Source organism: Klebsiella sp. JN_Kp122 (genome assembly GCF_040062085.1).
In the GTDB taxonomy this organism is placed as follows: Bacteria; Pseudomonadota; Gammaproteobacteria; order Enterobacterales; family Enterobacteriaceae; genus Klebsiella; species Klebsiella aerogenes.
The window spans coordinates 1-25872 of sequence record NZ_JBEAHW010000045.1; the positions used below are offsets into that span (position 1 = coordinate 1).

A 25872-nucleotide genomic window follows, 5' to 3' on the forward strand; every position below is an offset into this window, starting at 1 on the left:
TGTGGGTCAATTCGCGTAAGGGCCGCATCATCACCCGCGCGCAGGTCAGCGATCGACCGAATAAAGGCGCGGTGTACATGACCTACCAGTGGTGGATCGGCGCCTGTAACGAGCTGGTGTCGGAGAACCTGAGCCCGATAACCAAAACGCCGGAGTACAAGTACTGCGCGGTTAACGTTGAGCGGATTGCCGATCAGCGCGCGGCGGAGCAGTACGTGATCGAGGAGTACAACAAACTAAAAGCCCGCCTGCGCGAAAGCGCGATGGGTTAAGGTTCGGCGGCCTTACCCGATATTCGGCCCCTCCCCGGTGGCGCTTACGCTTACCGGGGCTACCGACCGAATACCGAACCGTAGCCCGGATAAGGCGCTATGCGCCGCTATCCGGGAACCCTCCCCCGGTGGCGCTTACCGGGGCTACTAACAAAACAGAAGCCCCGTTACAAGATCACGATTTAATCGCGTGTTGAATGGAATCAATAATCGGCTGATAGCCGGTACAGCGGCACATATTGCCTTCTAATACATCCTTTATTTGCGCTTCGTCCGGATGCGGCTCTTTGGTTAATAATTCGGTGGCGCTGACCAGTACTCCCGGCGTACAGAACCCGCACTGCACGCCGCCCTTCTCAATAAATGCATCCTGTAATTTTTGCGTAATCGGATTATCGTTTAACCCTTCGAGCGTCTCGATCTCCGCTTCATCACACTGTTCGGCCAGTACCAGACAAGAACAAACGGCGTTACCGTCCATCAGCACCGTACAAGCGCCGCATTCGCCAATCGAACATCCCTCTTTGGTGGCGGTAAGATGCAATGTATCCCGCACCAGATCCAATAGGCGCATATTGCCTTCTACTTTTGCTTCCACCAGCTTGCCGTTTACCTTCACTTTAATTGTGCTCATAGCTCTATCCTGTACAGGGCGCTCTGGCGCCCTGATTGAATCATTAAATCCCTGAGGCCCGTTGCGCCTCGGCCATCATGTCGCGGAACATATTGACGAACACCGGCTGCTTATATGCCGCCGACCAGCGCTTACCAATGGCCGCATAGATAAGCTTGTCCAGCACCTCGCAGGCGCTATTAATCGTGTCGCTATTTAACGGTTTCCCTAGCAGACAGCGTTCAATATCCAGTAACCGCTGCGGCTTGCTGAACAGCGCGCCGTCCACCAGACGGCAGTAGCTCACCGTGCCATCATCAGCAAAATCGAGCAGCGCGCTCAGGCTCTGACGGGTGATGTTGAGCGCGTTGCGCCGCCCTAACTGGTGATAGAAACCTTTAGCCCGCGGGCGCACCGGCGGCGGCAGTATCACTTTGGTCAGCAGTTCATCCGGCTGGCGCTGGGTCTTGTAGCCGGACAGCAAGAACTCGGCCAGACCGAGGGTGCGTACGCCATTTAGCGAGCGCAGCTCGATGCGCGCGTCATAGAGGATGGCAGGCGGAATGGAATCGCCGCAGGGCGCGGCGTTGACGATATTGCCGCCGATGGTGGCGCGGTTGCGGATCTGGTGCGAACCGACGGTATGACAGGCCTGCACCAGCAGCGGGTAACGTTCGCGCAACAGCGGATGATCGGTAATACGGTTAAAGGTCATCGCTCCGCCAATGATGACCTCATGGCTGACCGGATCTTCGCTCACCTGCGTCAACTCCGGCAGACGGGAAATATCAACCAGCCGCATCGCGCGGGTTTGCAGACGCCCCTGCACAATTACATCGGTACCGCCGGCGATAGCCGTCACGCCCTCTTGCGCCAGCAGAGTTAACGCCTCCTGCAGGCTTTTCGCGCGAGTCACTTCCACGTCAGTGAGGCGCAGCACCTGCTTCTTGTTTTCCGCCTCCAGCATCATTTCGCTTTGGCGAACCGGCTTTTTCAGGTTGTAGCCGAGGATCACCTGTTCAAGAGTCAACGGTAATTTATTAAACCGCGTCTCGAGGGCAAAACTCACCGCGTTGTTGATAGCCGCCGCCGCCAGTTCAGTGGCTGGTTCGCCGATCCCCTTCGCCCCCAGAGGCCCGGCGATATCCGGGTTTTCTACGCCGATAATCGTCATCGGCGGAATATCTTTCATCGTCGGCAGCAGGTAGCTGTCGAAGTTTTCTGATTTGACCTGGCCATTTTCAATGTTGAAGTCTTCCAGCAGCGCGTAGCCAAAACCCTGCGCCACGCCACCGTAAACCTGACCTTCAAACCCCACCGGGTTGAGTACCCGGCCCACGTCATGGGCGGCGGTAACATGCAGCAAATCGGTTTTACCGGTGCTGGTGTTCACTCTTACCTCAGCCACCTGGCAGCCGTAAACCCAGGTAAAGTACGGGCTGCCGCAGCCTTTTTCTTCATCCCAGTGAATGGGCGGCGGCACAAACCAGCCGTATTCGGTCAGGCTGACGCTGGCCCATTTGGTTTTATTAACCGCGGTTTTGAAATCAATACGCCGTTCACTGTCCTGGACGTTGATGATAAAGCCATCCTGCCACAAGGTTTCAGCCAACTCGCGGGTGCCGATGCTGTCGCCGACGACGCTGAGAATGCGGCGTTTTATCTTGTCCGCGGCGTCAAGAATCGCCCCACCGCCGACCATAGTCCCACGAGTTGCCGCCGTCGATCCGCCGTCGCCGATAACCGAGGTCGGCGGTTCCATAAAATGCAGTTCCGATAGAGGAATACCAAAGGCTTCCGCGGCGATTAGCGACATCGCGGTTTGCAGACCCTGACCGTTTTCAGAAACCGATGTCGCCAGATTGACGCTGCCGTCCTCATTCACCTGAATGAGCGCCGTCGAGGTATCTACCCCTTCCGCGCCGATGGAACAACCACGGTAGCTCAGCGCCAGGCCAATGCCATAGCGATAAACACCGCCTTTTTGGTTCAATTCACGATAGTGCTGGCGTTTTGCCGCAAATTCCGAGGCATTCACCGCCTTACTCAGGACTTCAGTCGCCGAGACGGTGTGTTTATCAAATCGCTGCCCGGTGACCGAGATATCGCCCTGACGCAGCGCGTTCACTTCACGCACCGCCACCGGCGAGAGATTGAGCACGTCGGCAATTTCATCCATAAAGGATTCGTTGGCGTAAACCACCTGTGGTGAACCGAAACCACGCATCGCCGAGGTATAGCTGTTGTTGGTATAGACGGCTTTGACGTCGATATGCACGTTATCAATATTGTACGGCCCAGCGGCCTGCACCGAAGAACGCCAGGTGACGAACGGTGAGGACGCCGCATAGCCGCCGCTATCGGCAAGAATATCGATTTTGATCGCCAGAATACGCCCGTTGTCGTCCACCCCGGCGCGATACTTCATTTTATAGGGGTGGCGCTTACAGCTTTCGATAATGGACTGCTCGCGGGTGTAGGTAAATTTCACCGGACGACCGGTCAGGCGCGTCATCAATGCGCAACGGCAGGCCAGATGATCGATGATGTCATCTTTGCCGCCGAACGAGCCGCCCATCACCGCGCGCTTGACGTTAATCTGGCTTTGCGGGCAGCCCATAAACTTAGCCACGAAGCTGCGTACGCGGTGCGGGTTCTGAATAGAGCCGGAGATAATCAGGCTACCATCGGTAGGATCAAGCCAGGTCAGTACGACTTCCGGTTCGATGTAGGCGTGTTCCTGGAAGCCCACTTCATATTCACGTTCAATCACGTGACTGGCTTCGGCAAAGCCTTTGGCGATGTCGCCCTTAACGGTGTGGTGATGGGCGGCGATATTATCGCTGCGCTCCGGGTGAATTCGCCGGGCGTCAGGCGCCAGCGCGGCTTCTACGTCCGTTAGCGGTTCATAAGGCGTATAGCGCACATGTATTTTATCCGCCGCTTCACAGGCGGCTTCATAACTGGTTGCCGCCACCACGGCGACGACATCGCCGTGGAAGACTACCTCGTCTTTGACAATAGGCAGATAATCCTTGACGATGATCCCCACGACCGGTGTACCGGGAATATCCTGCCAGGTGGCGATTTTTACCACGCCTGCAACATTCAGCGCCTCGCTAAGATCTATCGCCTCGATTTTCCCGGCGGGTATATCCGCAAAGCGGCAAACGCCATACAGCATGTCCGGTAAGGTAATATCGTCGCCATAAACGGCCGTTCCTTTGACTTTCGCCAGTCCATCCACGCGCCGTAGCGGCGCTGAAGGTGAAGCACACATAACAGTCCCCTCAATGATTATCCGTTGCGGGCAATCCCGGGTTCGCTAAACGTCGCGCTATCCATAACCCATGGGAAAAGCCACTTCACCGATAACAAATCCAAGATTTGTGCCAGAAATCAATGAGGTGCTGCGTAAGCTTCGTTTTTGTGAGTCGCCGCGCAAAATACGGCTAAAGTGCGGAGAAAATAGCGCTACTAAGGCCGCAGCCCGCAGACCAGAAACATTTCGCCGCCATTTTTATCAAAGTGATAGCCCGGTTTTCTCAAATTAATAATTTGCCCGTGTACTAGACGGTATAGATACGGATCTCGTGTTCACGGAAAGCATCCCGGTATTTACGGCTAATGTTTTCCTCCACGACCAGCACGTCAATGGCGCTGCTTTCAGCTACCACAAAACGCGCGACGGCGGGGATTTTATCTGAGGTTAAGCCAACGATAATCTCACTGCACTGTTTGATAACCGCTTTCTTAAATTCACAATCGGCGTGATCAAAGCCGGTTAAACCTGACTCCGGAGCCATCGCGCAGCCGCCAATAAACCCCTGATCGAAGAGGATCCCCTGCACCTGGGCCACCGCCGATGCGCCGACACAACCGCCTGCCGCGCGTTGCACCAAACCTCCGAGCATCACAACCTCGTAAAGCGGTTTTTTAAGCAGAACCGCCGCGATTTCCGGAGAATTGGTAACCACGGTTAAGGCCAGTTCGCCCGGTAGCGCTTCCGCCATGGCCAGATTGGTGGTGCCGGTATCAATAAAAATACAGCCGCCCGGTTTCACTAGCTGTGCGCATTTCTGTGCGATTCTGCTCTTTGTTGCCCTGTTTTTCTCTTTACGTTCGTTGTACTCCATGGATTCCGGCAGGGTCATCACCGCGCCGCCGTAGACTTTCTTACAATATCCGTCTTTGCTCAACTCATGAAGATCGCGGCGAATAGTGTGTTCAGAGACCTGTAAGCGCTGGGCCAGATCGGCGCAGACGACCCTACCGTCCTCCTGCAGGATCTGACAAATCAGCGCTTGTCGTTGCTGAGGGAAAGCTGCATAATCGAGCACAACAACTCCTTAAAATAAACATAACGAGCAGAAAAGAGCATAATCGTTCACTTATGCGCATGCTGTCAACCCGACCCTTTACGAGGTAAACCATGAAAGTTGCCCATATCGCCCTCTGGACCCGCCATCTTGAGCAGCAAGCACGCTTTTGGGTGGAGTTTTTTGCCGGTGAAATCAACGAAAAATACCGTAGTAAAACCAATCCTGGTTTTGAATCCTACTTTGTAAAAATTGGCTCTGACGTGGCCATTGAGTTAATGACCAAACCCGGTTTACATGACTCGACCCACGATAACAACCATACGGGGTGGGTGCATCTGGCGATCGCCGTCGGCGGCACGGAACAGGTGAATGCGTTAGCCAAACGCGCTGAAATGGCGGGAATTTTAGTCTCTGCCCCACGCACCACCGGCGATGGCTATTATGAGGCGGTTATCAAAGACCCTGATGGAAACCTGGTGGAAATCGTCGCATAGTAAGGCAAATCCACATGAAGGAGTCGACCGTGGCACATTATCGCGTTATTGATAAAGCGAGCTGGCCTCGCCTGGATCACTTTACGTTCTACCGTACCTTTGCCAATCCCAGCTTCAATCTGTGCGTGCCGGTAGAAGCGCAACAGTTGTACACCTGCGCGAAAGACCGGGGCGTTTCCTTCTTTCAACTGGCGTTATTCGGCCTGTTGCGTGCGGCCAACGCCGTACCGCAGTTGAAACAGCGCCTGCGCAACGACGATATCATCGAATATGACGCCATCTCGGTGATGACGCCGATCATGACGGCCAGCGAAGGTTTTCGCCAGGTATGGTGCGATAACGCCGCTGATTTCCCCGCGTTTAGCGCCGCCGCAACGCCGCGCATTGAGGCCGCAAGAAGCACCAATCCCTCACCGCTTATTGTGGAAGAAGAAAATTTCTTTTGCGCCAGTTGCCTGCCGTGGCTGCACTTCAGCGCCATGACCCATGCGGAATACTACGTGGGCGCGGCGGTGCCCGCCCTGACGTGGGGGAAACTGAAAAATGGCATCATTCCGGTTGCCGGCCGATTTAATCACGCTTTTGTGGATGGCCTGCACGCCAGCCGTTTTTATGCCGAAGTTGAATATTATTTCGCTAACCCGCAGGCCCTGTGGCTGCCGGTTGAGGCCCGCGATTAGCTGCCGCGGCATAAAGAACAATCCACTATGACTTCCCCGAAAACCGGCATTATATTGCCGGTTTTTTGCTAATGCGAAATGGCTATAAACCATAGCGTTTCGTTGTTAGACAGTATTCAGCGCGCCTCTTATCTTCGTCATGAATTGTAAATAACAACGCAATCATTTGATGAGGTAGCACTTTTGTCCAGATTACGGCAAGGATTAAAAACCCGACAAACGCGCTTCGCGCTGGCGCTGAAAGTGGCGTTGCTCGGTAGCATGGTGGCATTTTCTTCTGTCGCCAACGCCGACGATATTCTTAAAGAAGGGATCACTCCCGCAACCGATGCCAGCCAGATCCCGGCCAGCGCCAAACTGCGTAAAGACACGGTAGTGGCCGGCATTTCCGAACCGCAGGGGATCTTTAACCCTTACTTCTTCGTCAACGGTTGGGATGAGAACGTCACCAACGTTATTTTCTCGCGCCTGATTGACTGGGACAGTCAGGGGAAGCTGGTGCCGGGGCTGGCTGAGAGCTGGACGGTGAGCGCGGATAACAAAGTCTATACCATCAAATTACGCCCAAACCTGACCTTCAGCGACGGATCGCCACTCACCGCGGAGGATGTCGCCTTTACGCTGACCGTTCTTCTCGATCCGAAATATGACGGCGATACCGATATTACTCTGGCCAATATCGCCGGCGGCGCAGAATATAAAGCCGGCAAAGCCGATAGCGTGAGCGGCCTGAAAGTTATCGATCCGCTGACCTTACAGGTTACTACCACCCAGCCGGGCGCGACAACGCTAGCGAAAATCGGCGGTCCGGTATTATCGAAAGCCTGGTACGGCAAAGGGTATCAACGCGGAAATCTGGATTATCTTCGTTCTCTGCACGGAAAACCGCTGGGTAACGGTCCTTATGTCTACGATAAATATATTCCCGGGCAGGAGATTCGCTTCCACGCCAACACGCATTTTTATCGCGGTACGCCGCCAACGCCGCGCTTTATCTATCGCGTGACCAATCCGTCTACCAATTTCCAGCTATTCCAGACCGGCGAAACCGACTACGACGCCTTCACCTCGCGTCCGGATGATATTGAGCAGCTTAAGATGCTCGGTTTTGCCAATATCAACCTGTACGGCTCCAGCGACTACAGCCAGGTGGAGTTCAACCTCCATCGCCCGGCACTGCAGGATAAAAAAGTGCGTCAGGCGCTGATTTACGGGCTTGACCGCCAGAAATTAATCGACGTGGTGTATCAGGGATACGGCAAGGTAGCCATTGAACCGATCGCGCCTATTTCCTGGGCCTTCAATGCGCAGGGCGTCAACCCCTACCATTACGATCCGGTGCAAGCGAAAAAACTGCTCGATGAAGCGGGCTGGCTGCCTGGCGCCGATGGCATCCGCGTGAAAGACGGTAAGCGGCTGGAATTGACCCTACTGGCGAGCAAAAAAGTCATTAACGATGCGCTGATCCCAATTGCCAAAGAGAACTGGCGGCAGATAGGCGTGCTGCTGAAACCGCAGGTGGTTGATTTCAACGCGCTGATGGCGCAGCGCAAAGCGGGTAATTACGATTTGGCGTCGTTCAGCACCAGCACTCTCAACGATCCGCATGACGGCGTGTGGGACTTCTACAGCAGCGAAGCCAAAGAGTCGGGCTACCACAACGCTGAAGTCGATAAGCTTATCAATGCGGGCAACGCAGTGCTGGATGTCGAACAACGCAAGCCTATCTATCACCAGCTGTATCAGGTGCTGGCCGAGGATCCGCCGGTTATCCTGCTGGGATACCGGGAGATTCTTTCCGCCAGCAGCGCCCGGGTGACCGGCTTTAAGCCGGATATCTATAACGGCCTCACCGGCAGTTTGCCGGACGTGAAAATCGTGAAGTAAATCCCCCAGCCGCCGGCCTCCCGGCGGCTGATGTGAGAATGTTATGAAAAATTTCATCCTGAGGCGCCTATTGCAAACGCTGCCGATGCTGCTGCTGGCCTCCTTTATCATTTTTATGCTCTTTGCTAAAACTCCCGGCGATTTTATCGATGGCAACATCACCTTGACGGCCGCCCGCGCCGCCGAACTGAAGGCGATATACGGTCTCGACCAGCCGCTCTTCACCCGCTACCTTCACTGGCTGGGACAACTACTGCGCGGGGATTTAGGCTTCTCGCTGCAATACCAGATCCCGGTCAGCCAGTTACTGAACCAGTACATCTGGAACTCCTTCCTGCTGGCAAGCGTGGCGCTGGTCTTCTACTGGGGTATCGGCCTGACGGTTGGCGTTGTCTCCGCGCTCAGACCTAATTCATGGTTCGATCATCTGGTGAGTATCGCGGTGTTTGCCGCCATGTCCTTTCCCACCTTTTTCCTCTGCCTGCTGCTGATTAAGTGGTTTGCCGTCGACCTGCACTGGCTGCCGGTAGGCGGGATGACCAATACCGGCAGCGACGATAACGGCTGGCAGTATGTGCTGCAGGTCGCCGCCCATCTGGTACTGCCGGTACTGGCGCTGGTGATGCTGCAGGCCGGCAGCCTGACGCGCTATTTTCGCGCCAGCATGCTTGACGTGGTGAAGATGGATTTCATTCGTACCGCCCGAGCTAAAGGGCTGCGAGAACGCACGGTTATCATGAAACACGCGCTGCGCAATGCGCTACTGCCGGTCATCACCCTGCTTGGCTTCGAACTGCCGGGATTGTTCTCTGGCGCCATCATTACCGAAAAAGTATTTAACTGGCCGGGTGCCGGGCACATTCATATCGATTCGCTGGCCGCTCGCGATTATCCGGTATTGATGGGGTTTACCCTGTTTCTGGCGGTGCTGACGATCATCGGTAATTTACTGGCCGATGTGCTCTACGCGTGGGCCGATCCGCGCATTCGAGTGAGGTAATGATGATAACTTCCCTGTTTGGTTACCGTCGCCGCCTGCGCCAGGCGACAATCCCCGCGCTTGCGCAAATAACCCCCTCTCCATGGCGTCAGGCATGGCGCCAGCTGCGCCGCAACCGGATGGCGATGCTGTGTTTAATCCTGCTTGCGGTGATGGCCACGTGGTGCGTACTCGGACCGATGTGGTCGCCGTGGAAAGATGACGCCACCGATGCGCTGATGATCAACAAACCACCCGGCGCCGAACACTGGTTAGGTACCGATTTTCTTGGCCGCGATATCTATACGCGTTTACTGCTGGCCGGGCGCATTTCACTGATAATCGGCCTGCTGACCATGCTGCTGTCGGTGACGCTTGGCTATCTACTGGGTGCGCTGTCGGGCTATGTCGGCGGACTCACCGATAAACTGATTATGCGGCTGGCCGATCTGGTGATGACGATCCCCAGTTTGCCTTTATTAATCGTCGCCGGCGCGATGCTCTCCGAGCTCGATTTTTCGCCGGATTCCCGCATCTGGATGGTGGTGATTATGCTCAGCCTGCTGGAGTGGCCAAAGCTGGCGCGGCTGGTGCGCGGGCAGTGCCTGTCGCTACGCGAGCGCGATTTTATGCTGGCGACGCAGGTTCTGGGACTGTCGGCGCGCCGCCGCCTGTTTGGCCACCTACTGCCCAATACCATCCCGATTCTGGTGGTGATGGCGACAATGGCGGTCGCTAACGCCATTCTGAGCGAATCGGCGCTGAGCTACCTTGGCCTTGGCGTAGTACCGCCGACGCCGTCGTGGGGCAATATGATGGATGCCGCCAACAGCCTGATTGATTTTCAGCGGCGACCCTGGCTATGGATGCCTCCTGGGATTGCCATCTTTATTACCGTCATTGCTATCAACGTGCTGGGCGACGGCCTGCGCGACGCGATGGACCCGAAAATGAAACAGAGGCTGAAATGAGCACGCCATTAATTTCTTTTAAGCAACTTTCGGTCTCTTTCGCTGCTGAAGGGAGCCGGGTGCGCGCGGTACAGGAAGTCTCTTTTTCGATTCAGGCCGGGCAAACGGTAGGTATCGTCGGTGAGTCCGGCTGCGGCAAAAGCGTGACCGCCATGTCGCTAATGGGCCTATTGCCTCCCCAGGCCGCACGCATTGACGGCGGCGAGATCCTTTTCGAAGGACGCGATCTGCTCAAGCTGAAAGCGCGTCACATGGCCGACCTGCGCGGCAACCAGTTGGCGATGATCTTCCAGGAGCCGATGTCGGCGCTCAACCCGGTACTGACCATAGGCGAACAGCTCTGCGAGCCGCTCATCCGCCACCGCGGCGACTCGCCGAAAGCCGCCTGGCAGCGTGCAATACACCTGTTGAACGAGGTGGGACTGGCGCGCAGCGAAAGCCTGATGGCGTACTATCCACACCAGCTTTCCGGCGGCATGCTACAGCGGGTAATGATCGCCATGGCGCTGAGCTGCGGGCCGCAATTATTGATAGCGGATGAACCAACTACCGCGCTGGATGTCACCGTGCAGGCGCAGATCCTGCGTCTGATACGTGACCGCGCGCGCGAAAGCCAGATGGCGATGCTGCTGATCACCCACGATCTGGGGGTGATCGCGCAGATGGCCGAAAGGGTCGTCGTAATGTATGCCGGGCGGATTGTCGAACAGGGAACCACCGTCGAGGTGCTGCGCCAGCCCCAGCACCCCTATACCCGCGGACTTATCGCCTCGCGTCCGGTGCCGGGCACGCGCCGCCGGCGGCTTTACTCCATTCCCGGTCAGGTGCCGGATCTCGCGCAACTGCCTGCGGGCTGCGCGTTTGCCGATCGCTGCCAACAGGCAACAGCACGCTGCCGTCAGGACATCCCGCCACTTTTAGGGTCCTCGCATCAGGCAGCCTGTTTTTATAGTCAATTCGCGGAGTCGATGGCATGAACCAGCCCTATTTGATTGAAGTTAATGGCTTGAAAAAGTATTTCCCGCTGCGCGACGGCCTGTTCGGCCAGCAGACCGGCGAACTGCGCGCGGTCGATGACGTCAGTTTTAATATCCGTCCGGGAACGATTTTCGGTCTCGTCGGAGAATCCGGTAGTGGTAAAACCACCGTTGGCCGCACCTTGCTTGGATTGTATGAAAAGACCGCTGGCAGCATTAAATTCCGCGGTCAGGAGTTATTCGAACTGTCAGCGGCGGCAATGCAGGCCCTACGACCGAAAATTCAACTGGTGTTTCAGGATCCCTATAGTTCACTGAACCCACGCATTCGCATCGGCGAGGCGATTGGCGAGGCGATGCTGCAGCATAAACTATGCACGCGCGCTGAACTCTATGAGAAAGTCATTGCGGTGATGAAGATATGCGGGCTGGCGCCTCAGCATTACCACCGTTTTCCGCATGAATTTTCCGGTGGTCAGCGGCAGCGCATCGGCATCGCCCGCGCGCTGATTCTTAATCCGGACTTTATCGTCGCCGATGAACCCATTTCCGCACTCGATGTGTCGATTCAGGCGCAGATTATCAATCTATTTGCCGACCTGCGCGACGAGCGTGGCGTCACCTTTCTATTCATCTCCCATGACCTCGGAGTCGTGGAGCATTTGTGCGACGACGTGGCGGTGATGTACCTCGGCCAACTGGTGGAAACCGCCAGCCGCGATGCGCTGTTTAGCCGCCCTCTTCATCCCTATACCCAGGCGCTGCTGGCCGCGGTACCCACACTCGATCCCGAAAGCGAACCGCAGGCGGTCGTCCAGGGGGAAATCCCGGATCCGTCGCGCCCGCCTGAGGGCTGCCGGTTTTCGTCACGCTGCCCGCAGGCAAGTGACCACTGCCGCCGTCAGGCGCCGACGCTTCGTGAAATTTCGCCTGGACACCTGGTCGCCTGTCATTGGGCAGGATAACGATGATCAGAAAAGGCGAGGCATATTTTCTGCGGAGTATAAAAATAAGAAAACATGACATTGTTAAGGTTATGCGCACGTCATATCTTCAAAGCGTGTACTTCACTTTAAGGAACACCCTTATGATTAAGCGTCGCACTCTCAAATCTGCACTTGCGGCGGTTATTTCGCTCGCCGTCCTTGCCGCGCCAGTTTATGCCAACCCTGGTAATGGCAACGGGGGTGGCGGAGGTCATGGCAATAGCGGCGGAGGTGGCAACCACGGTAATAGCGGTGGAAACCACGGCAATAGCGGTAACCATGGCAACAGCAGTGACCACAGCAACAAAGGCCAGGGAAATGATAAGTCGAAAGAGGATCACGGTAACCGTAAAAACTACGGCAAACCCGACCATGTCGACTCTGATATTAGCTTCTCGCGAGCCCGTTCTCTGGCGGTGAATTATGGTCTGGTAGGTTATCAGGCGCTACCGCCGGGTATTGCAAAAAATGTGGTTCGCGGCAAACCATTACCTCCAGGTATTGCCAAAAAAACGTTGCCGGCATCTATGATTAACGATCTGCCTTACTACCCGGGTTATGAATGGCGCGCAGTGGGCGATGATTTAGTGCTGGTTGCGTTAAGTACCGCAATCGTCACTTCCGTCATTAACGGCGTTTTTGATTAATTTTTACACCTTTCAGGCTACACGCCGAACGTCAAAAAGGCCCATCACCAGGATGGGCCTTTTTTTGCTTTATGCGACAGGGAATAATGAGGATCCAGACGGACTGGCGGAAAGCGCTAAGAATGTGCAATGGATTTTAATGATTTGAGAGTAGAGAAAACCACGGGTTCGCCGATGTCTCTGGCCTACGTCAATGCCGCAGGGCAGCGTATTGCGCAGAGTGATATTCAGAGAGTAAAAGTCCAGCATTGCCCCATGCTACCTCCCCCGGCTGTCAGCCAGGAACAGGTCCCGTTTACCGGGACCTGTTTCGTTTAGAGAGGTTATTCCTCCAGCGCGTAGGCGATGATATCGTCACCGACGTCCGGCGAGTGGCTGGCGCCGCCGGCGGAAATCAGCACGTACTCTTTGCCGGTTTTCGGCGATTTGTAGACCAGCGGCGCCGCTACCGCGCCAACCGGCAAGCGAGCGCGCCACAGCTCTTTACCGCTGGCGGAATCCAGCGCCCGCAGATAGTTATCCTGGGTACCGGCGAAGAACACCAGGCCCGAGGCGGTGGAGGTTGGGCCGCCCAGCGTCGGCATTCCCAACGGGATATGCAGATGGGTTTTCATCCCCAGCGGCCCGGTATCTTCTACCGAGCCCATCGGCACCTGCCACATGAGCTGACGGCTGTTCAGGTCAATAGCGCTCATGGTACCAAACGGCGGGGTATTACAGGGCACGCCCAGCGCGGACTGCAGGATGTCGATACGTACGCCGCCGTAAGGCCCGGCAACTTGCGGGCGAACGGTGCCCATAAAGCCAGGGACTTCGTCGGTGGAGACTTTGTATTTCGCCATCTCTTCTTTGCGCACCAGCGACATCCGCAACGGCATACGCATATCGTTGACGAACAGCGTGCCGGTACGTTCATCGATGGTGATGCCGCCCCAGTTCATGCCGCCGAGCAGGCTTGGCCACTCGATATACGGTTTCTCTGACGGCGGCGTATACATGCCAAGGTAGGTCGACTCTTTAAAATCGATACGGCACATCAGTTGGTCGAACGGCGTCACGCCCCACATTGATTTTTCGCTCAGCGGCTCGACGCCTAACTGCGGCATGCCGGTAGAGAACGGCTGGGTGGCAGACAGATGTTCGCCCTCCGCCCCCTGATGAGCGACGGGCAGTTCTTCGACGCGGGTCACCGGTTTACCAGTGCGGCGATCGAGCACGTAAATCTGTCCGGTTTTGGTGGTCTGGATCAGAACCGGGACGTCCTCGCCCTGCTCGTTTTTCATGTGGAACAGTACTGGCTGCGATGGCAGGTCGTAATCCCAGATATCGTGGTGAACGGTCTGGAAAACCCATTTTGTTTTACCGGTACTGGCATCCACCGCCACCACCGCGGAGCCATATTTCTCTTTCGCTTCATTACGATCGCCGCCCCAGTAGTCCGGCGGCCCGTTACCGGTCGGCAGATAAACCAGATTCAGCTCTTTATCAAAGCCGGGAATGGTCCACACGTTCGGCGTTTCGAGCGTATAAACGCGGCCTTTTTCCGGGTCGGTGATATTTTCCGGCTTGCCGACATCCCAGGCCCAGACGACTTTACCATCGCGTACGTCAAAAGCGCGTACGACCCCGGATGGCTCGCCGTGTACGATATCGCGTACCCAACCGCCCAGCACCGCAATATGCCCCATGATCACCGGCGTTGAAGTCGGATGGTAGCGTTTGCTGTTTTCGGTGTCGCCCATGCCCTGCTTCAGATCCACGCTGCCGTGGTCGCCGAAGTCAGCGCACAGTTCGCCGGTTTTTGCATTCAGCGCCAGCAGGCGCGCATCCACGGTCGATACCATGATCCGCTGCGGACACTGTTGCAGCGCCGGGCTCGCTTTTTCTTCCGCGCTGAGCGTATCGTCGCTCTGCACATCATAGTAACCCACGCCGCGGCAGGTCACATGTTCCGCCGTCTGCGCGTGCGGGTCAAAGCGCCAGCGCGCCTTGCCGGTATCGGCATCAATGGCGGTCACCACGTTAAGCGGCGTACAGGAATACAGCGTATCGCCAATTTGCAGCGGCGTATTTTCGTCAACGCCAATGGCCGGGCCGGTCAGGCGGCGGCCTGTGTGGTAGGTCCAGGCGACTTTCAGCTTATGAACGTTTTCCGGGGTAATATCTGTATACGGCGCAAAACGGGTGCCGGAGGCATCGCGGCCGAAGAACTCCCAGTTATCGCTTTTTGCCGCCTGCGTCGCGCTGTTGCCGCTCGCCGCTTTCACGACGCCATTATGGATGCCGCCGTGCGGGTAGAATGCCGAAACCAGCGTCGCCAGCAGCGCAATAAAGATAACCGTCGCGCTCCAGTTCGCCAGACGCACGCGAACCACCGGCATCGCCGCCGCCAGCCACAGAGCCAGCATCAGCATCAGCGCAGGAACCACCAGACGAGGGATCAAGCCCCAGTAGCTGAGCTGCACTTCATACAGCGCCCAGGCCAGCGTAAACAGAAAGGTAAGAACAGCAAGAGGAAGCGCGTATTGACTACGAGTGAAGTAACCGACGGCGATGATGAGATAAGCGAGACCGGCTAACAGATACCAGGCGCTGCCGCCGAGCGAGAGCAGCTTGCCCCCCCAGATAGTTAAGAAAATCCCAATGCCAAAACTCAGTAACACAAAAAGCAATCGGTATATGGTGAAGAAGATCCTTCGACCATGACCTTTTTGTTCGTCCATATTTCATCCCATTCGACATATGTCGATATAACCAAAGCATTTATTTTAAAGCGCCGATCGATAAGCGATGCCGTACAGCGCAGTTAACCTGTTGGTTGGACGCCCCAAACCAGGGCGAAGAACGTAAGAAAGTATATGGACATGTAAATTTTATGTAAAATTTAACCGCATAAAATGTTTAAAATATTTTAACTTATAAACTGAATTTGATAGATGAGCAGGTTGTATAGGAGAGTGGTGTTAAGCAGGAGCCGCGGGGAGAGAGATAGCATCTATCATGGGTGCCGACCCGCCGCCCCCGGCGAATCGGCAATCCAGTATTAAGGTTTGTTGGCGCTTTCACCAACGGTTATCTTCTGTAATGCGGCGATCAGATCCAACTGAGCCTGTTCTTTTAAACTTTCACGTTTAATAAACTGGCTGCGATGTTTACTTTTCACCTCTTCCAGACTTTTTTTAATCTCTTGTGCAGGTAATTTGTACCAACCACGCCGCTGCTTCTCGCCGCCGATTTCTAACCACAACTCTGAGTAACTGGCTTTCACCTTGTCGCTCTTCACATGGTAGTCGCTGTCGATGGCGTAGATCTCACGAATATTAAAGTGGCGCAATAACCCGTACAGCAGAGTGATAATCAGGTTTTTTGGCCGCGTGCCATAGAGCTCTTTGGTCAACGCCTTCACTTCATCGTTGCTAATGTCTTTACCGCCCTGAATACCGCCAATCCACGCACTACCCTGATCGGTGCAGGAAAAACAGACGCTATATACGCGTTTATTTTCAAAGAACATCTGCAGCATCAGTTCCCCCTCTTCCTGGAACGGCGAGGCCAGAAGTTTCACTTCCAGGCTGGTTCCATTCTTCAACGGGATGGTAATCATCGAGCAACCGAACGACGATACATTATACAACTGCGGTAATATTTCCGCCTGAAAGCTTTTTTCAATAAAATTCAACGCACCATGGGCAATATTCAGTTTAGCTCTTTTCGACATTCGCTTATTTAAATATGCCTTAAAAGGCTTATCTTCAAAATGTACCAGCCCCGGCGTCGCGCTGGTCAATTTTGCACATGTGTATGTCTGGCAAAGCCGTTGATATTCCTTGTACTTACCTCCTGTTAAAGGTATTTCGCGACATTTTCGCAATACCTTTTTATATTTAAGTTTTACGTGACAAATGACTTTATTATTTCTCCGCCATTCTTTGATGGCAGATGCTGTTATCGATACCATTGATCAAGGTCCATAGACTCATCCATAATCGCGGCCATATTACCATATCTGAAACGGGTCAATCGTTATTTACTGGTTCGTTGTCATTTCATTTAAGAAACAATCCGAAAATTATCACTTTATGCTTTCATATAATAAATGAATAATGTCAACTATGAATAATAGCGGTTATTGACTAATACCCCTCCACTCCGCTACCAAAAACAAGCTGACGATTAACGCTCTGTGCGATAGCTTCGGGCGCGGGGTGCAACCTTCCATCGTTTTGACCTATACTCTGCCGACAGTCAAAAAAGTAGCAAAGTGGGTAACTCATGGAAATTGATCTCGACAACCTGGTCTTTAGCGGCCTGGAAGAAGCGGAAGAGCGTAACGCTGAACGCCTGGACGAAGCGGATAAAAAAGCGCAGGCGATTGTTGCCGATGATGATTGCGGCGATGCCTGCAAAATCTAATGATTAAACCGGCTAACCAGGCCGGTTTTTTTTCGCCTGTAACTGCCTAAGCGGGCAAAAAGCCCTTTAGCGTTTCCAGCAGCGCCTGCGCCGCCTTCGACAACTGCATATGTCCGGCATGAATAACGCCAATGCACTTTTCAATCGGCGGCTCGCTTAACGGTAGACAAACCGCTCCCAGCGACTGCATCTGCGACTGGCATAACGCAGGCACCGCGCTGCCGCCCAGACCGCTGGCGACCATCCGCCCGACGGTGACCAACTGATGACTTTCCAGCGCCACGTCCAACTGGCTACCGCTACGCGCCAACTCTTCTTCCAGCATCAAACGCACCGCCGATGGCCGCTGCAGGGTTATAAAATCCAGTGTCAGCAGTTCACGCCAGCTCAACTGCTTTTTACTCGCCAAAGGCGACGTTTTCGGCACGATCGCCACAAAGCGATCCACCGCCAGCGGCGTAAACAGCAGATTGTTGCCGGGCGATGGCTCAAACGCGATCCCCATCTCCACCCGGCCTTCGCGCACCATCTCAATGACCTGCTCATTAATCACGTCATGCACCGTTACGTTGACTCCCGCATAGCGGTCGCGGAAGGCTTTTAGCACTTCCGGAAGCACGTTAGTGGCAAACGACGGCATCGCGGCGACGGAGATCTTTCCCCGCTGCAGGGTGAAACTTTGCCGCATCGCCTCTTCGGCATTATCCCAGTCCGCCAGCAGCTGGCGGGCCATCGGCAGAAAGGTTTCTCCCTCCTGGGTTAAGGTCACTTTGCGGGTGCTGCGCTGCAGCAATGCCCCGCCAAGCGCCTCTTCCAGCCCCTTGATGGTCAAACTCAGCGCCGGCTGCGACAGGTTCAGACGCTCGCTGGCGTGGGCGAAGTTAAGAGTGTGAGCTACCGCTAGAAACGCGCGTAACTGTTTGACACTCATTCTCATTTTTCTACCTGTTAACTAATTGAAAGAATTTAGTTAACGATAAATTAATAAAAAAACCAAATGAGTGGGTCACAAATTCAAAATTATCAAATCAGTCCGCGCCCTTAATGATAGAGCCATCGCAAGGCAGGAGAAAAATGATGGCAGGACTGGATAAGCGCGTCGCCAGCTATGAAGCGGCGCTGGACGGATTAACCGATGGCATGACGTTACTGGCCGGCGGCTTCGGCCTGTGCGGCATCCCGGAAAACTTAATCGCCGAGGTCAAACGCCGCCAGGTACAGGGCCTGACGGTAGTTTCTAATAACTGCGGCGTTGATGGCTTTGGTCTCGGCATGCTGCTGGAAACGCGCCAGGTACGCAAAGTCGTGGCCTCATACGTTGGCGAAAACGCCCTCTTTGAACAACTGGTACTGAGCGGCGAACTGGCGGTGGAACTGACCCCGCAAGGTACGCTTGCCGAGAAAATTCGCGCCGGCGGCGCCGGGATCCCCGGATTCTATACCGCGACCGGTTACGGCACGCCGGTAGCGGAAGGCAAAGAAGTGCGTCAGTTCGACGATAAACATTACATTCTCGAAGAAGCCATTCGCGGCGATTTCGCCCTTGTAAAGGGCTGGAAAGCCGACTGGTACGGCAACGTGGTCTACCGCCATACCGCGCAGAATTTTAACCCGTTGATGGCCACCGCCGGGCGGATCACGGTAGTGGAAGTCGAAGAAATCGTCGCGCCGGGCGAACTTCCCCCTTCCGCCATCCATACGCCCGGTATTTATGTCGACCGGCTGATCGTCGGGCAATTCGAAAAACGTATTGAACAGCGCACGCTGCGCGCCGGAGGGAACTGAATATGTTAACTCGCGAACAAATGGCGATGCGCGTCGCCCAGGAACTGCGCGACGGCGATTATGTCAATCTCGGTATCGGCATTCCCACGCTGGTCGCTAACTATATTCCTGCCGGTATTGAAGTGATGCTGCAGTCGGAAAACGGCCTGTTGGGGATGGGCGAATTTCCCGATGAGTCAACGATTGATGCCGACATGATTAACGCCGGCAAGCAGACCGTTACCGCGCAAACCGGGGCGGCTATCTTTGACTCCGCCCAGTCCTTCGCCATGATCCGCGGCGGCCACGTCGATCTCACGGTCCTCGGCGCTTTTGAAGTCGATGTCGCGGGTAATATCGCCTCGTGGATGATCCCGGGAAAAATGGTGAAAGGCATGGGCGGCGCCATGGATCTGGTGGCCGGCGCGCAAAACATCATCGTGGTGATGACGCACGCCTCGAAAAACGGCGAATCCAAACTGCTCCCGCAATGTACTCTGCCGCTCACCGGTGCAGGCTGTATTCGCCGGGTACTCACCGATCTCGCGCTACTGGAAATTAGCGACGGCGCCTTTGTTCTGCGCGAATACGCCCCCGGCGTCAGCATTGACGAAATTGCCCGTAAAACGGCCGGACGGCTGGTCATTGCCGATGACGTCCGCGAAATGCGCTTCACTAAGGAGGCAATATGAAAGAAGTCGCTATCGTCTGCGCGCTACGTACGCCAATCGGCAGTTTTCGCGGCGCCTTGTCTTCCCTTTCCGCCGTCGAGCTTGGCGCCGCCGTAGTGCGTGGTCTGCTTGAACGCACACAGCTACCGGCCAGCGCCGTTGACGAACTGATTTTTGGCCAGGTATTAACCGCCGGCTGCGGACAGAATCCGGCGCGGCAAACCGCGCTGCGCGCCGGGCTACCGGTTGAAACTCCGGCCGTTACCGTCAATCTGGTTTGCGGTTCCGGGCTGAAAGCTGTGCAACAGGCGGTACAAGCCATTCGCAGCGGCGAGGCGGAGATAGTGATAGCCGGCGGCCAGGAGAGCATGAGCAATGCTCCGTATCTGGTTCAGGGCGCGCGCGATGGCCTGCGCTTCGGCCATGCCAGCATGCAGGACAGCATGATTCAGGACGGATTATGGGATGCGTTTAACGACTATCACATGGGCATCACCGCCGAGAATCTCGCCGACGCCTTTGATATCTCCCGCCCCCAGCAGGATGCCTTCGCCGCCCTTTCGCAGCGCAAAGCCGCCGCCGCGATAGCCGCCGGGCGCTTTCAGGCTGAGATAGTGCCGCTTAGCGTCCCTCAGGGTAAAAAAGCGCCGCGCATGGTGGACGCAGACGAACAGCCGCGCCCGGAAACCAGCGAACAACAGCTGGCGCAGTTGCGCCCTGCCTTTCGCACGGAGGATGGCAGCGTCACCGCGGGCAATGCCTCTTCGCTCAACGATGGCGCGGCGGCAGTCTTATTAATGAGCGTCGATAAAGCGCGGCAGCTTGGCTTGCCGGTGCTGGCGCGAATTGTCAGCTCTGCGGTGGCCGGCGTCGATCCGTCCGTGATGGGTATCGGCCCGGTAAGTGCTTGCCGGAAGGCGCTGCAGCGCGCCGGTTGGTCGCTGGACGAGGTGGATCTCATCGAAGCCAACGAGGCCTTTGCCGTGCAGGCGCTGGCCGTTGGCAAATTGCTGGAGTGGGACAGCCAGAAAGTCAACGTCAACGGCGGCGCTATCGCGCTCGGCCATCCGATTGGCGCCTCAGGATGTCGCATTCTGGTTAGTCTGCTGCACGAGATGCAGCGCCGCGATGTCAGCAAAGGCCTGGCGACGCTTTGCGTCGGCGGCGGTCAGGGTATCGCGATGACCATCGAACGTTAACAGGAGCCACTATGTTTACACCACAACTGGCGGTACTGGGCGCCGGCCTGATGGGCGTCGGCATCGCCTGTCATTTTGCCCGCCACGGCCACACCGTACACCTCTACGACACCGACCCGGCGCGCGTTAGCGAGATTCCAGGCGTCGCCGCCGCCATTTTGCGCGAGCTCGAAGAGTGCGAGCAGTTTGATGCCGCTCAGCGTACGGCGGTGCTCTCGCGCCTCTCCGGCACCACGGCATTAGGCGATCTTGCTGACGCGACCTTGCTGATCGAAGCGATTCCGGAACGTCTGGCGCTCAAGCACGCCTTATACCGCGAACTGGAAACCTTAATAGCCGACGAAGCCATTATCGCCAGCAACACCAGCGGACTACCGCCCGATCGGTTGGCGCAGGGTATGCGGCATCCGGAACGCTTGTTAATCGCCCACTTCTGGCATCCGCCGCATTTTATCCCGCTGGTGGAAGTGGTGCCGGGCAGCGCAACCCTGCCGCATCTCGCCAACCAGGTCAGCGATTTTTTATCTTCCTGCTCGCTGGAAGCGGTAGTACTCAACCGCGCCGCGCCGGGGTTCGTCGGCAACCGACTACAGTTCGCCCTGCTGCGCGAAGCGCTGCATATCGTTAAGAGCGGCATCGCTTCGCCGGAGGTGGTCGACAAAGTGATGCGCGCCTCGCTCGGCCGCCGCTACGCGATGGTCGGGCCGCTGGAAGCCGCCGATATGACCGGTCTGGCGACCGTCCAGGATATCTGCCAACACCTGCTGCCGGAACTGGCCACAGGCAGCGACATGATGTCGCTGGTCGCCGACAAGGTTGCGCAAGGCGCTACCGGCGCCCGCAGCGGCCAAGGTTTTTATCACTGGGATGAGACCCGGCAGAAACGAATACAGTCGCGCCGTGAGCATCAGCTGCGCTACGCCCTGAAACCGTAACTTCTCGTTTTGTACCCCGACAATAACAATGATAGTGAGGAGTCGTAATGAGTGTGTTGATTGCCCTGGCCGCGTTGGCATTACTGATGCTGGCTGCGTATCGTGGATACAGCGTTATCCTGTTTGCCCCTATCGCCGCGCTTGGCGCGGTCCTGCTTACCGACCCGAGCGCGGTAGGCCCGACCTTTACCGGCCTGTTTATGGAAAAAATGGTCGGTTTCGTGAAGCTCTATTTTCCGGTATTTCTGCTCGGCGCCGTCTTTGGCAAGCTGATTGAGCTATCGGGCTTCTCGCGTTCCATCGTCGCCGCCGCGATTCAAATTCTCGGGCGTCGACATGCGATCCCGGTGATCGTGCTGGTCTGCGCCCTGCTGACCTACGGCGGTGTTTCGCTATTCGTGGTGGCATTTGCGGTCTATCCCTTTGCCGCCGAACTGTTTCGCCAAAGCGGTATCCCGAAGCGACTGATCCCGGCAACCGTCGCGCTGGGCGCATTCTCATTTACCATGGATGCCCTGCCGGGCACCCCGCAGATTCAGAACATTATCCCCACCAGCTTTTTTGGCACCAACGCCTGGGCAGCCCCCTGGCTTGGATTGATAGGTTCACTGTTTATCATCACCTTCGGTTTACTGTGGCTGGAACGACAGCGGCGGAAAGCGCTCGCGAATGGCGAGGGATACGGTACCGATCTGCAAAACGAGCCGCAGACGCCGGATAACATCAATCTGCCGCATCCGCTGATCGCCATTGCCCCGCTGCTGCTGGTTGGCCTGCTGAACCTGCTGTTTACCCGCTGGATCCCGCAATGGTACGGCGCCAGCCACGAGCTAACGCTGCCAGGGCTTGCCAAACCCATCGTCACCGAGGTCGGCAAAATCACCGCTATCTGGGCCGTCGAGGCCGCGCTGCTATCCGGTATCGTCGTGGTGCTGGTGTTCGGTTTTCGTAATATTCGCGGCCGTCTGGCGGAAGGCAGCCGTACGGCGGTCGGCGGCGCGATCCTCGCGGCGATGAATACCGCCTCGGAATATGGTTTCGGCGCGGTGATTGCCGCCCTGCCGGGTTTTCTGGTGTTGTCGAAAGCACTGACCGCCATTCCCAATCCCCTGTTAAACGAGGCGATTAGCGTAACCGTACTGGCGGGGATCACCGGCTCCGCCTCCGGCGGGATGAGCATCGCGCTGGCGGCAATGTCCGATACCTTCGTGGCCGCCGCCCACGCCGCTAATATTCCGCTTGAGGTACTCCACCGCGTCGCTTCAATGGCCAGCGGCGGCATGGATACCCTGCCGCATAACGGCGCCGTCATCACGCTGCTGGCAATCACCGGTTTAAGTCATCGCCAGGCATACGGCGGCATTTTCGCCATTACGCTTATCAAAAGCCTCGCGGTTCTGTTTGTCATTGCCGTGTTCTATTTAACCGGTATTGTCTGATGCCTGATTTAAGGAGTAACGAAATGAATTTAAACGGTAAAACAGCGCTGGTCACCGGCTCCACCAGCGGTATTGGTTTAGGCATTGCCAAAGTGCTGGCGCAGGCCGGCGCGCAGCTGGTGTTGAATGGTTTTGGCGACAGCACGAGCGCGCGAGCCGAGGTTGCCGCGCTGGGTAAAATTCCCGGCTATCACGATGCCGACCTGCGCGACGTCGGGCAAATTGAAGCGATGATGCGTTATACCGAAAGCGAATTTGGCGGCGTCGATATTGTGATTAATAACGCCGGTATCCAGCATGTGGCGCCAGTGGAGCAGTTCGCGGTGGAAAAATGGAACGATATTCTGGCGATAAATCTGTCCAGCGTCTTCCACACCAGCCGACTGGCGCTGCCGGGCATGCGCGAGCGCAACTGGGGGCGGATTATTAATATTGCCTCCGTGCATGGGTTAGTCGCCTCGAAAGAGAAATCCGCCTATGTCGCCGCCAAGCATGGGGTGATTGGCTTTAGCAAAACGCTGGCGCTGGAGACCGCGCGTACCGGCATTACCTGCAACGCGATTTGCCCTGGCTGGGTGCTGACGCCGCTGGTTCAGCAGCAGATCGATAAACGTATCGCTGAGGGAGCCGACCCGGAGCAGGCCAGAGCGCAGCTGCTGGCTGAAAAACAACCTTCCGGAGAATTCGTAACGCCGCAGCAACTGGGGGAAATGGCGCTATTTTTATGCAGCGACGCCGCCGCGCAGGTTCGCGGCGCGGCGTGGAATATGGATGGCGGCTGGGTGGCGCAGTAACGGGTAACCCAACGGAGAAAAGGTCAGCGTATCTCCGTCGGGTCGCGCTATGCCCCCCGGGAATTAGAACATCTCTAAAAATCGCTTCACCGTGCGCGAGCGCTCAAAACGCCGCCAGGCGATGGCAATATCGGTCTTGACCGGCGTCCCCTGTATCGATTGATAGCTGACGTTGGGCAGCGCGATACAGGTCATCGACTGCGGCACCAGCGCGAAACCAAATCCGGCGTTAACCATACTCAGCGACGATGAAATCTGCGACGACTGCCTGGCGCGGTTCATATCGATACCGGCGCGCAGGCAGCTATTGAACACCAGCTCATACAAACCCGGCGCCACTTCGCGCGGGAAGAGGATCGGCGCGACGTCCCGCAACTGTTCCAGCGCCAGCGTCGGTTCCGCTGACAATGGATTATCGCGCGGCAGCGCAATGACCATTGGCTCTTCATCAATGATACGCAAGTTAAACGCCTTACTGCTTTCACACGGCAATCGGACAAAGGCGATATCGATCTCCGCCTCGCTCAGCGCCGCCATCAAATTTGCCATGTTGCCCTCCCGCTGATGGAGGACGACGCCTGGGTGATCGAGCTGAAAACGGTGCAGCAAGGTGAAGATTTGTGGATGGAAAGCATCAGAACTGGTAATGCCTAACGACAGGCTGCCGTTCATTCCGCGGGCAATGCCCTTGGCCTTTTCCAGCGCCGCATCGCTCAGCGCGAGGATTTGGCAGGCATCTTCATAAAAGGACTCCCCGGCTTCGGTCAGCTCCACCCCGCGGGTTAGCCGACGCAACAGCGGAGTGCCAACCTCTCGCTCAAGCCGCTGAATTTGCTGACTTAACGGTGGCTGCGAGATACCCAGTTCTTTCGCTGCCCGGGTGAAGTGCCGCGTCCGGGCGACGGCGACAAAATAGCGTAGATAACGAAGTTCCATATCGAAAACGTCTCAAACCAGCATGGTTTCTATATTGGAACTGTGAGCTGAATCGGGTCAACCTTTATTTAACCTTTCTTATATTTGTTGAACGAGGAAGTGGCTCATGAATCATGCTTCAGATTGCACCTGTGAAGAGAGTCTGTGTGAAACGCTACGCGCGTTTTCCGCTCAGCATCCCGATAGCGTGCTGTATCAAACTTCGCTGATGAGCGCCCTGCTCAGCGGCGTCTACGAAGGTACCACCACTATTGCGGACCTGCTGAAGCACGGTGATTTCGGGCTCGGCACTTTTAATGAACTCGACGGCGAGCTGATCGCGTTTAGCAGCCAGGTTTATCAACTGCGTGCCGACGGCAGCGCGCGTAAAGCGCGTCCGGAACAGAAAACGCCGTTTGCAGTGATGACCTGGTTTCAGCCGCAGTACCGTAAAACCTTTGACCATCCGGTCAGCCGCCAGCAGCTGCATGAGGTTATTGACCAGCAAATTCCTTCCGACAATCTGTTCTGCGCGCTGCGAATCGATGGTCATTTCCGCCACGCCCATACCCGCACCGTGCCTCGTCAGACGCCGCCCTACCGGGCGATGACCGACGTGCTCGACGATCAGCCGGTTTTCCGCTTTAACCAGCGTGACGGCGTACTGGTCGGTTTTCGGACCCCCCAGCATATGCAGGGAATTAACGTCGCCGGCTATCACGAACACTTCATTACCGATGACCGCCAGGGCGGCGGCCACCTGCTGGACTACCAGCTCGACCATGGGGTATTGACCTTCGGCGAAATTCATAAGCTGATGATCGACCTTCCCGCCGACAGCGCGTTCCTGCAGGCCAATTTGCATCCCGATAATCTCGATGCCGCCATCCGTTCAGTAGAAAGTTAGGAGGTTC

At 56.2% G+C, this 25872-nt stretch carries 24 protein-coding genes; 17 read left to right on the forward strand and 7 right to left on the reverse strand.

Annotation, left to right across the window (positions count from 1 at the left end; all coding sequences use genetic code 11):
- On the forward strand, positions 1-272 hold a 272-nt coding region (locus ABLU78_RS19220), incomplete at its 5' end, for a molybdopterin dinucleotide binding domain-containing protein (RefSeq protein ID WP_348820653.1).
- A gap of 175 nt (positions 273-447) precedes the next feature.
- On the opposite strand, the gene ABLU78_RS19225 is transcribed toward ABLU78_RS19220, so the two are convergent.
- From ABLU78_RS19225 to ABLU78_RS19235, 3 genes are all read right to left on the reverse strand, one after another.
- A complete protein-coding gene (locus ABLU78_RS19225) occupies positions 448-906 on the reverse strand; it encodes a (2Fe-2S)-binding protein (RefSeq protein ID WP_015366918.1) in 459 nt (152 codons plus the stop codon).
- A 43-nt stretch (positions 907-949) separates the two neighbouring features.
- Positions 950-4165 (reverse strand): molybdopterin cofactor-binding domain-containing protein, encoded by a 3216-nt coding sequence (locus ABLU78_RS19230; RefSeq protein WP_048228692.1) that lies wholly within the window; start codon positions 4163-4165, stop codon positions 950-952.
- Positions 4166-4454: 289 nt separating this feature from the next.
- Positions 4455-5225, reverse strand: coding sequence for a DeoR/GlpR family DNA-binding transcription regulator (locus ABLU78_RS19235; protein ID WP_015705204.1), 771 nt, complete (start codon positions 5223-5225; stop codon positions 4455-4457).
- 92 nt (positions 5226-5317) lie between these two features.
- Here ABLU78_RS19235 and ABLU78_RS19240 point away from each other — a divergent pair, with 92 nt between their 5' ends.
- From ABLU78_RS19240 to ABLU78_RS19275, 8 genes are all read left to right on the forward strand, one after another.
- Positions 5318-5701, forward strand: coding sequence for a glyoxalase/bleomycin resistance/extradiol dioxygenase family protein (locus ABLU78_RS19240; RefSeq protein ID WP_015366921.1), 384 nt, complete (start codon positions 5318-5320; stop codon positions 5699-5701).
- Between the two features lie 29 nt (positions 5702-5730).
- On the forward strand, positions 5731-6381 hold the full coding sequence (locus tag ABLU78_RS19245; protein ID WP_015366922.1) for a CatA-like O-acetyltransferase, family 1: 651 nt from the start codon (positions 5731-5733) through the stop codon (positions 6379-6381).
- Between the two features lie 183 nt (positions 6382-6564).
- Complete coding sequence (locus ABLU78_RS19250) at positions 6565-8268, forward strand: ABC transporter substrate-binding protein (RefSeq protein WP_015705202.1); 1704 nt, start codon at positions 6565-6567, stop codon at positions 8266-8268.
- 43 nt (positions 8269-8311) lie between these two features.
- On the forward strand, positions 8312-9268 hold the full coding sequence (locus ABLU78_RS19255; protein ID WP_047053882.1) for an ABC transporter permease: 957 nt from the start codon (positions 8312-8314) through the stop codon (positions 9266-9268).
- Between the two features lie 2 nt (positions 9269-9270).
- Positions 9271-10218: an oligopeptide ABC transporter permease gene (opp4C, locus tag ABLU78_RS19260; protein WP_047056252.1), complete on the forward strand. Its 948-nt coding sequence runs from the start codon at positions 9271-9273 to the stop codon at positions 10216-10218.
- Positions 10215-11195, forward strand: coding sequence for an ABC transporter ATP-binding protein (locus tag ABLU78_RS19265; protein ID WP_048228691.1), 981 nt, complete (start codon positions 10215-10217; stop codon positions 11193-11195). The genes opp4C and ABLU78_RS19265 overlap by 4 nt, the downstream gene beginning before the upstream one ends.
- The gene (locus ABLU78_RS19270) at positions 11192-12160 is read left to right on the forward strand and encodes an oligopeptide/dipeptide ABC transporter ATP-binding protein (RefSeq protein ID WP_048228690.1); all 969 of its coding nucleotides are present in this window, start codon (positions 11192-11194) and stop codon (positions 12158-12160) included. The genes ABLU78_RS19265 and ABLU78_RS19270 overlap by 4 nt, the downstream gene beginning before the upstream one ends.
- A 122-nt stretch (positions 12161-12282) precedes the next feature.
- Complete coding sequence (locus ABLU78_RS19275; RefSeq protein ID WP_015366928.1) at positions 12283-12828, forward strand: anti-virulence regulator CigR family protein; 546 nt, start codon at positions 12283-12285, stop codon at positions 12826-12828.
- A 323-nt stretch (positions 12829-13151) separates the two neighbouring features.
- Here the strand turns inward: ABLU78_RS19275 and ABLU78_RS19280 are convergent, their stop codons facing one another.
- Positions 13152-15551 (reverse strand): membrane-bound PQQ-dependent dehydrogenase, glucose/quinate/shikimate family, encoded by a 2400-nt coding sequence (locus tag ABLU78_RS19280; RefSeq protein WP_048228689.1) that lies wholly within the window; start codon positions 15549-15551, stop codon positions 13152-13154.
- 320 nt (positions 15552-15871) lie between these two features.
- The gene (locus ABLU78_RS19285) at positions 15872-16786 is read right to left on the reverse strand and encodes a DUF535 family protein (protein ID WP_045385954.1); all 915 of its coding nucleotides are present in this window, start codon (positions 16784-16786) and stop codon (positions 15872-15874) included.
- A gap of 314 nt (positions 16787-17100) precedes the next feature.
- Between ABLU78_RS19285 and ABLU78_RS19290 the strand changes: the two genes are divergently transcribed.
- Positions 17101-17241 carry a hypothetical protein gene (locus tag ABLU78_RS19290; RefSeq protein WP_015705194.1) on the forward strand — a complete coding sequence of 47 codons (141 nt, stop codon included), beginning with the start codon at positions 17101-17103 and terminating at the stop codon, positions 17239-17241.
- A 46-nt stretch (positions 17242-17287) separates the two neighbouring features.
- On the opposite strand, the gene ABLU78_RS19295 is transcribed toward ABLU78_RS19290, so the two are convergent.
- Positions 17288-18178, reverse strand: coding sequence for a LysR family transcriptional regulator (locus ABLU78_RS19295; RefSeq protein WP_048228688.1), 891 nt, complete (start codon positions 18176-18178; stop codon positions 17288-17290).
- 140 nt (positions 18179-18318) lie between these two features.
- Here ABLU78_RS19295 and ABLU78_RS19300 point away from each other — a divergent pair, with 140 nt between their 5' ends.
- From ABLU78_RS19300 to ABLU78_RS19325, 6 genes are read left to right on the forward strand one after another with little or no spacing between them, the layout of a single operon-like run.
- Entirely contained in the window at positions 18319-19026 is a 708-nt protein-coding gene (locus ABLU78_RS19300; protein ID WP_047053877.1) for a CoA transferase subunit A, read from the forward strand.
- Positions 19027-19028: 2 nt separating this feature from the next.
- Positions 19029-19697, forward strand: coding sequence for a CoA transferase subunit B (locus tag ABLU78_RS19305; RefSeq protein ID WP_015366933.1), 669 nt, complete (start codon positions 19029-19031; stop codon positions 19695-19697).
- Positions 19694-20875, forward strand: a complete 1182-nt coding sequence (locus tag ABLU78_RS19310) for an acetyl-CoA C-acetyltransferase (protein ID WP_015705191.1) — start codon at positions 19694-19696, stop codon at positions 20873-20875. The genes ABLU78_RS19305 and ABLU78_RS19310 overlap by 4 nt, the downstream gene beginning before the upstream one ends.
- 11 nt (positions 20876-20886) lie before the next feature.
- The gene (locus ABLU78_RS19315; RefSeq protein WP_048228687.1) at positions 20887-21810 is read left to right on the forward strand and encodes a 3-hydroxyacyl-CoA dehydrogenase family protein; all 924 of its coding nucleotides are present in this window, start codon (positions 20887-20889) and stop codon (positions 21808-21810) included.
- 47 nt (positions 21811-21857) lie between these two features.
- Positions 21858-23249 carry a GntP family permease gene (locus ABLU78_RS19320; RefSeq protein WP_015705189.1) on the forward strand — a complete coding sequence of 464 codons (1392 nt, stop codon included), beginning with the start codon at positions 21858-21860 and terminating at the stop codon, positions 23247-23249.
- A 23-nt stretch (positions 23250-23272) separates the two neighbouring features.
- Positions 23273-24043, forward strand: a complete 771-nt coding sequence (locus tag ABLU78_RS19325; protein WP_015366937.1) for a 3-hydroxybutyrate dehydrogenase — start codon at positions 23273-23275, stop codon at positions 24041-24043.
- 63 nt (positions 24044-24106) lie between these two features.
- On the opposite strand, the gene ABLU78_RS19330 is transcribed toward ABLU78_RS19325, so the two are convergent.
- Complete coding sequence (locus tag ABLU78_RS19330; RefSeq protein WP_048228686.1) at positions 24107-24979, reverse strand: LysR family transcriptional regulator; 873 nt, start codon at positions 24977-24979, stop codon at positions 24107-24109.
- A gap of 106 nt (positions 24980-25085) precedes the next feature.
- Here ABLU78_RS19330 and budA point away from each other — a divergent pair, with 106 nt between their 5' ends.
- Positions 25086-25865 carry an acetolactate decarboxylase gene (gene budA, locus ABLU78_RS19335; protein ID WP_015705188.1) on the forward strand — a complete coding sequence of 260 codons (780 nt, stop codon included), beginning with the start codon at positions 25086-25088 and terminating at the stop codon, positions 25863-25865.
- The last annotated feature ends 7 nt before the right edge of the window (positions 25866-25872 follow it).

Bases quoted from the DNA above. Each gene is read 5' to 3' on its own strand.
- ABLU78_RS19320 (WP_015705189.1), top strand. From the start codon at position 21,858: ATGAGTGTGTTGATTGCCCTGGCCGCGTTGGCATTACTGATGCTGGCT.
- ABLU78_RS19230 (WP_048228692.1), bottom strand. From the start codon at position 4,165: ATGTGTGCTTCACCTTCAGCGCCGCTACGGCGCGTGGATGGACTGGCG.
- ABLU78_RS19255 (WP_047053882.1), top strand. From the start codon at position 8,312: ATGAAAAATTTCATCCTGAGGCGCCTATTGCAAACGCTGCCGATGCTG.
- ABLU78_RS19325 (WP_015366937.1), top strand. From the start codon at position 23,273: ATGAATTTAAACGGTAAAACAGCGCTGGTCACCGGCTCCACCAGCGGT.
- ABLU78_RS19240 (WP_015366921.1), top strand. From the start codon at position 5,318: ATGAAAGTTGCCCATATCGCCCTCTGGACCCGCCATCTTGAGCAGCAA.
- ABLU78_RS19295 (WP_048228688.1), bottom strand. From the start codon at position 18,178: ATGAGAATGAGTGTCAAACAGTTACGCGCGTTTCTAGCGGTAGCTCAC.
- ABLU78_RS19265 (WP_048228691.1), top strand. From the start codon at position 10,215: ATGAGCACGCCATTAATTTCTTTTAAGCAACTTTCGGTCTCTTTCGCT.
- ABLU78_RS19290 (WP_015705194.1), top strand. From the start codon at position 17,101: ATGGAAATTGATCTCGACAACCTGGTCTTTAGCGGCCTGGAAGAAGCG.
- ABLU78_RS19225 (WP_015366918.1), bottom strand. From the start codon at position 906: ATGAGCACAATTAAAGTGAAGGTAAACGGCAAGCTGGTGGAAGCAAAA.
- ABLU78_RS19285 (WP_045385954.1), bottom strand. From the start codon at position 16,786: ATGGTATCGATAACAGCATCTGCCATCAAAGAATGGCGGAGAAATAAT.
- ABLU78_RS19305 (WP_015366933.1), top strand. From the start codon at position 19,029: ATGTTAACTCGCGAACAAATGGCGATGCGCGTCGCCCAGGAACTGCGC.
- budA (WP_015705188.1), top strand. From the start codon at position 25,086: ATGAATCATGCTTCAGATTGCACCTGTGAAGAGAGTCTGTGTGAAACG.
- ABLU78_RS19270 (WP_048228690.1), top strand. From the start codon at position 11,192: ATGAACCAGCCCTATTTGATTGAAGTTAATGGCTTGAAAAAGTATTTC.
- opp4C (WP_047056252.1), top strand. From the start codon at position 9,271: ATGATAACTTCCCTGTTTGGTTACCGTCGCCGCCTGCGCCAGGCGACA.
- ABLU78_RS19315 (WP_048228687.1), top strand. From the start codon at position 20,887: ATGTTTACACCACAACTGGCGGTACTGGGCGCCGGCCTGATGGGCGTC.
- ABLU78_RS19275 (WP_015366928.1), top strand. From the start codon at position 12,283: ATGATTAAGCGTCGCACTCTCAAATCTGCACTTGCGGCGGTTATTTCG.
- ABLU78_RS19280 (WP_048228689.1), bottom strand. From the start codon at position 15,551: ATGGACGAACAAAAAGGTCATGGTCGAAGGATCTTCTTCACCATATAC.
- ABLU78_RS19310 (WP_015705191.1), top strand. From the start codon at position 19,694: ATGAAAGAAGTCGCTATCGTCTGCGCGCTACGTACGCCAATCGGCAGT.
- ABLU78_RS19300 (WP_047053877.1), top strand. From the start codon at position 18,319: ATGGCAGGACTGGATAAGCGCGTCGCCAGCTATGAAGCGGCGCTGGAC.
- ABLU78_RS19330 (WP_048228686.1), bottom strand. From the start codon at position 24,979: ATGGAACTTCGTTATCTACGCTATTTTGTCGCCGTCGCCCGGACGCGG.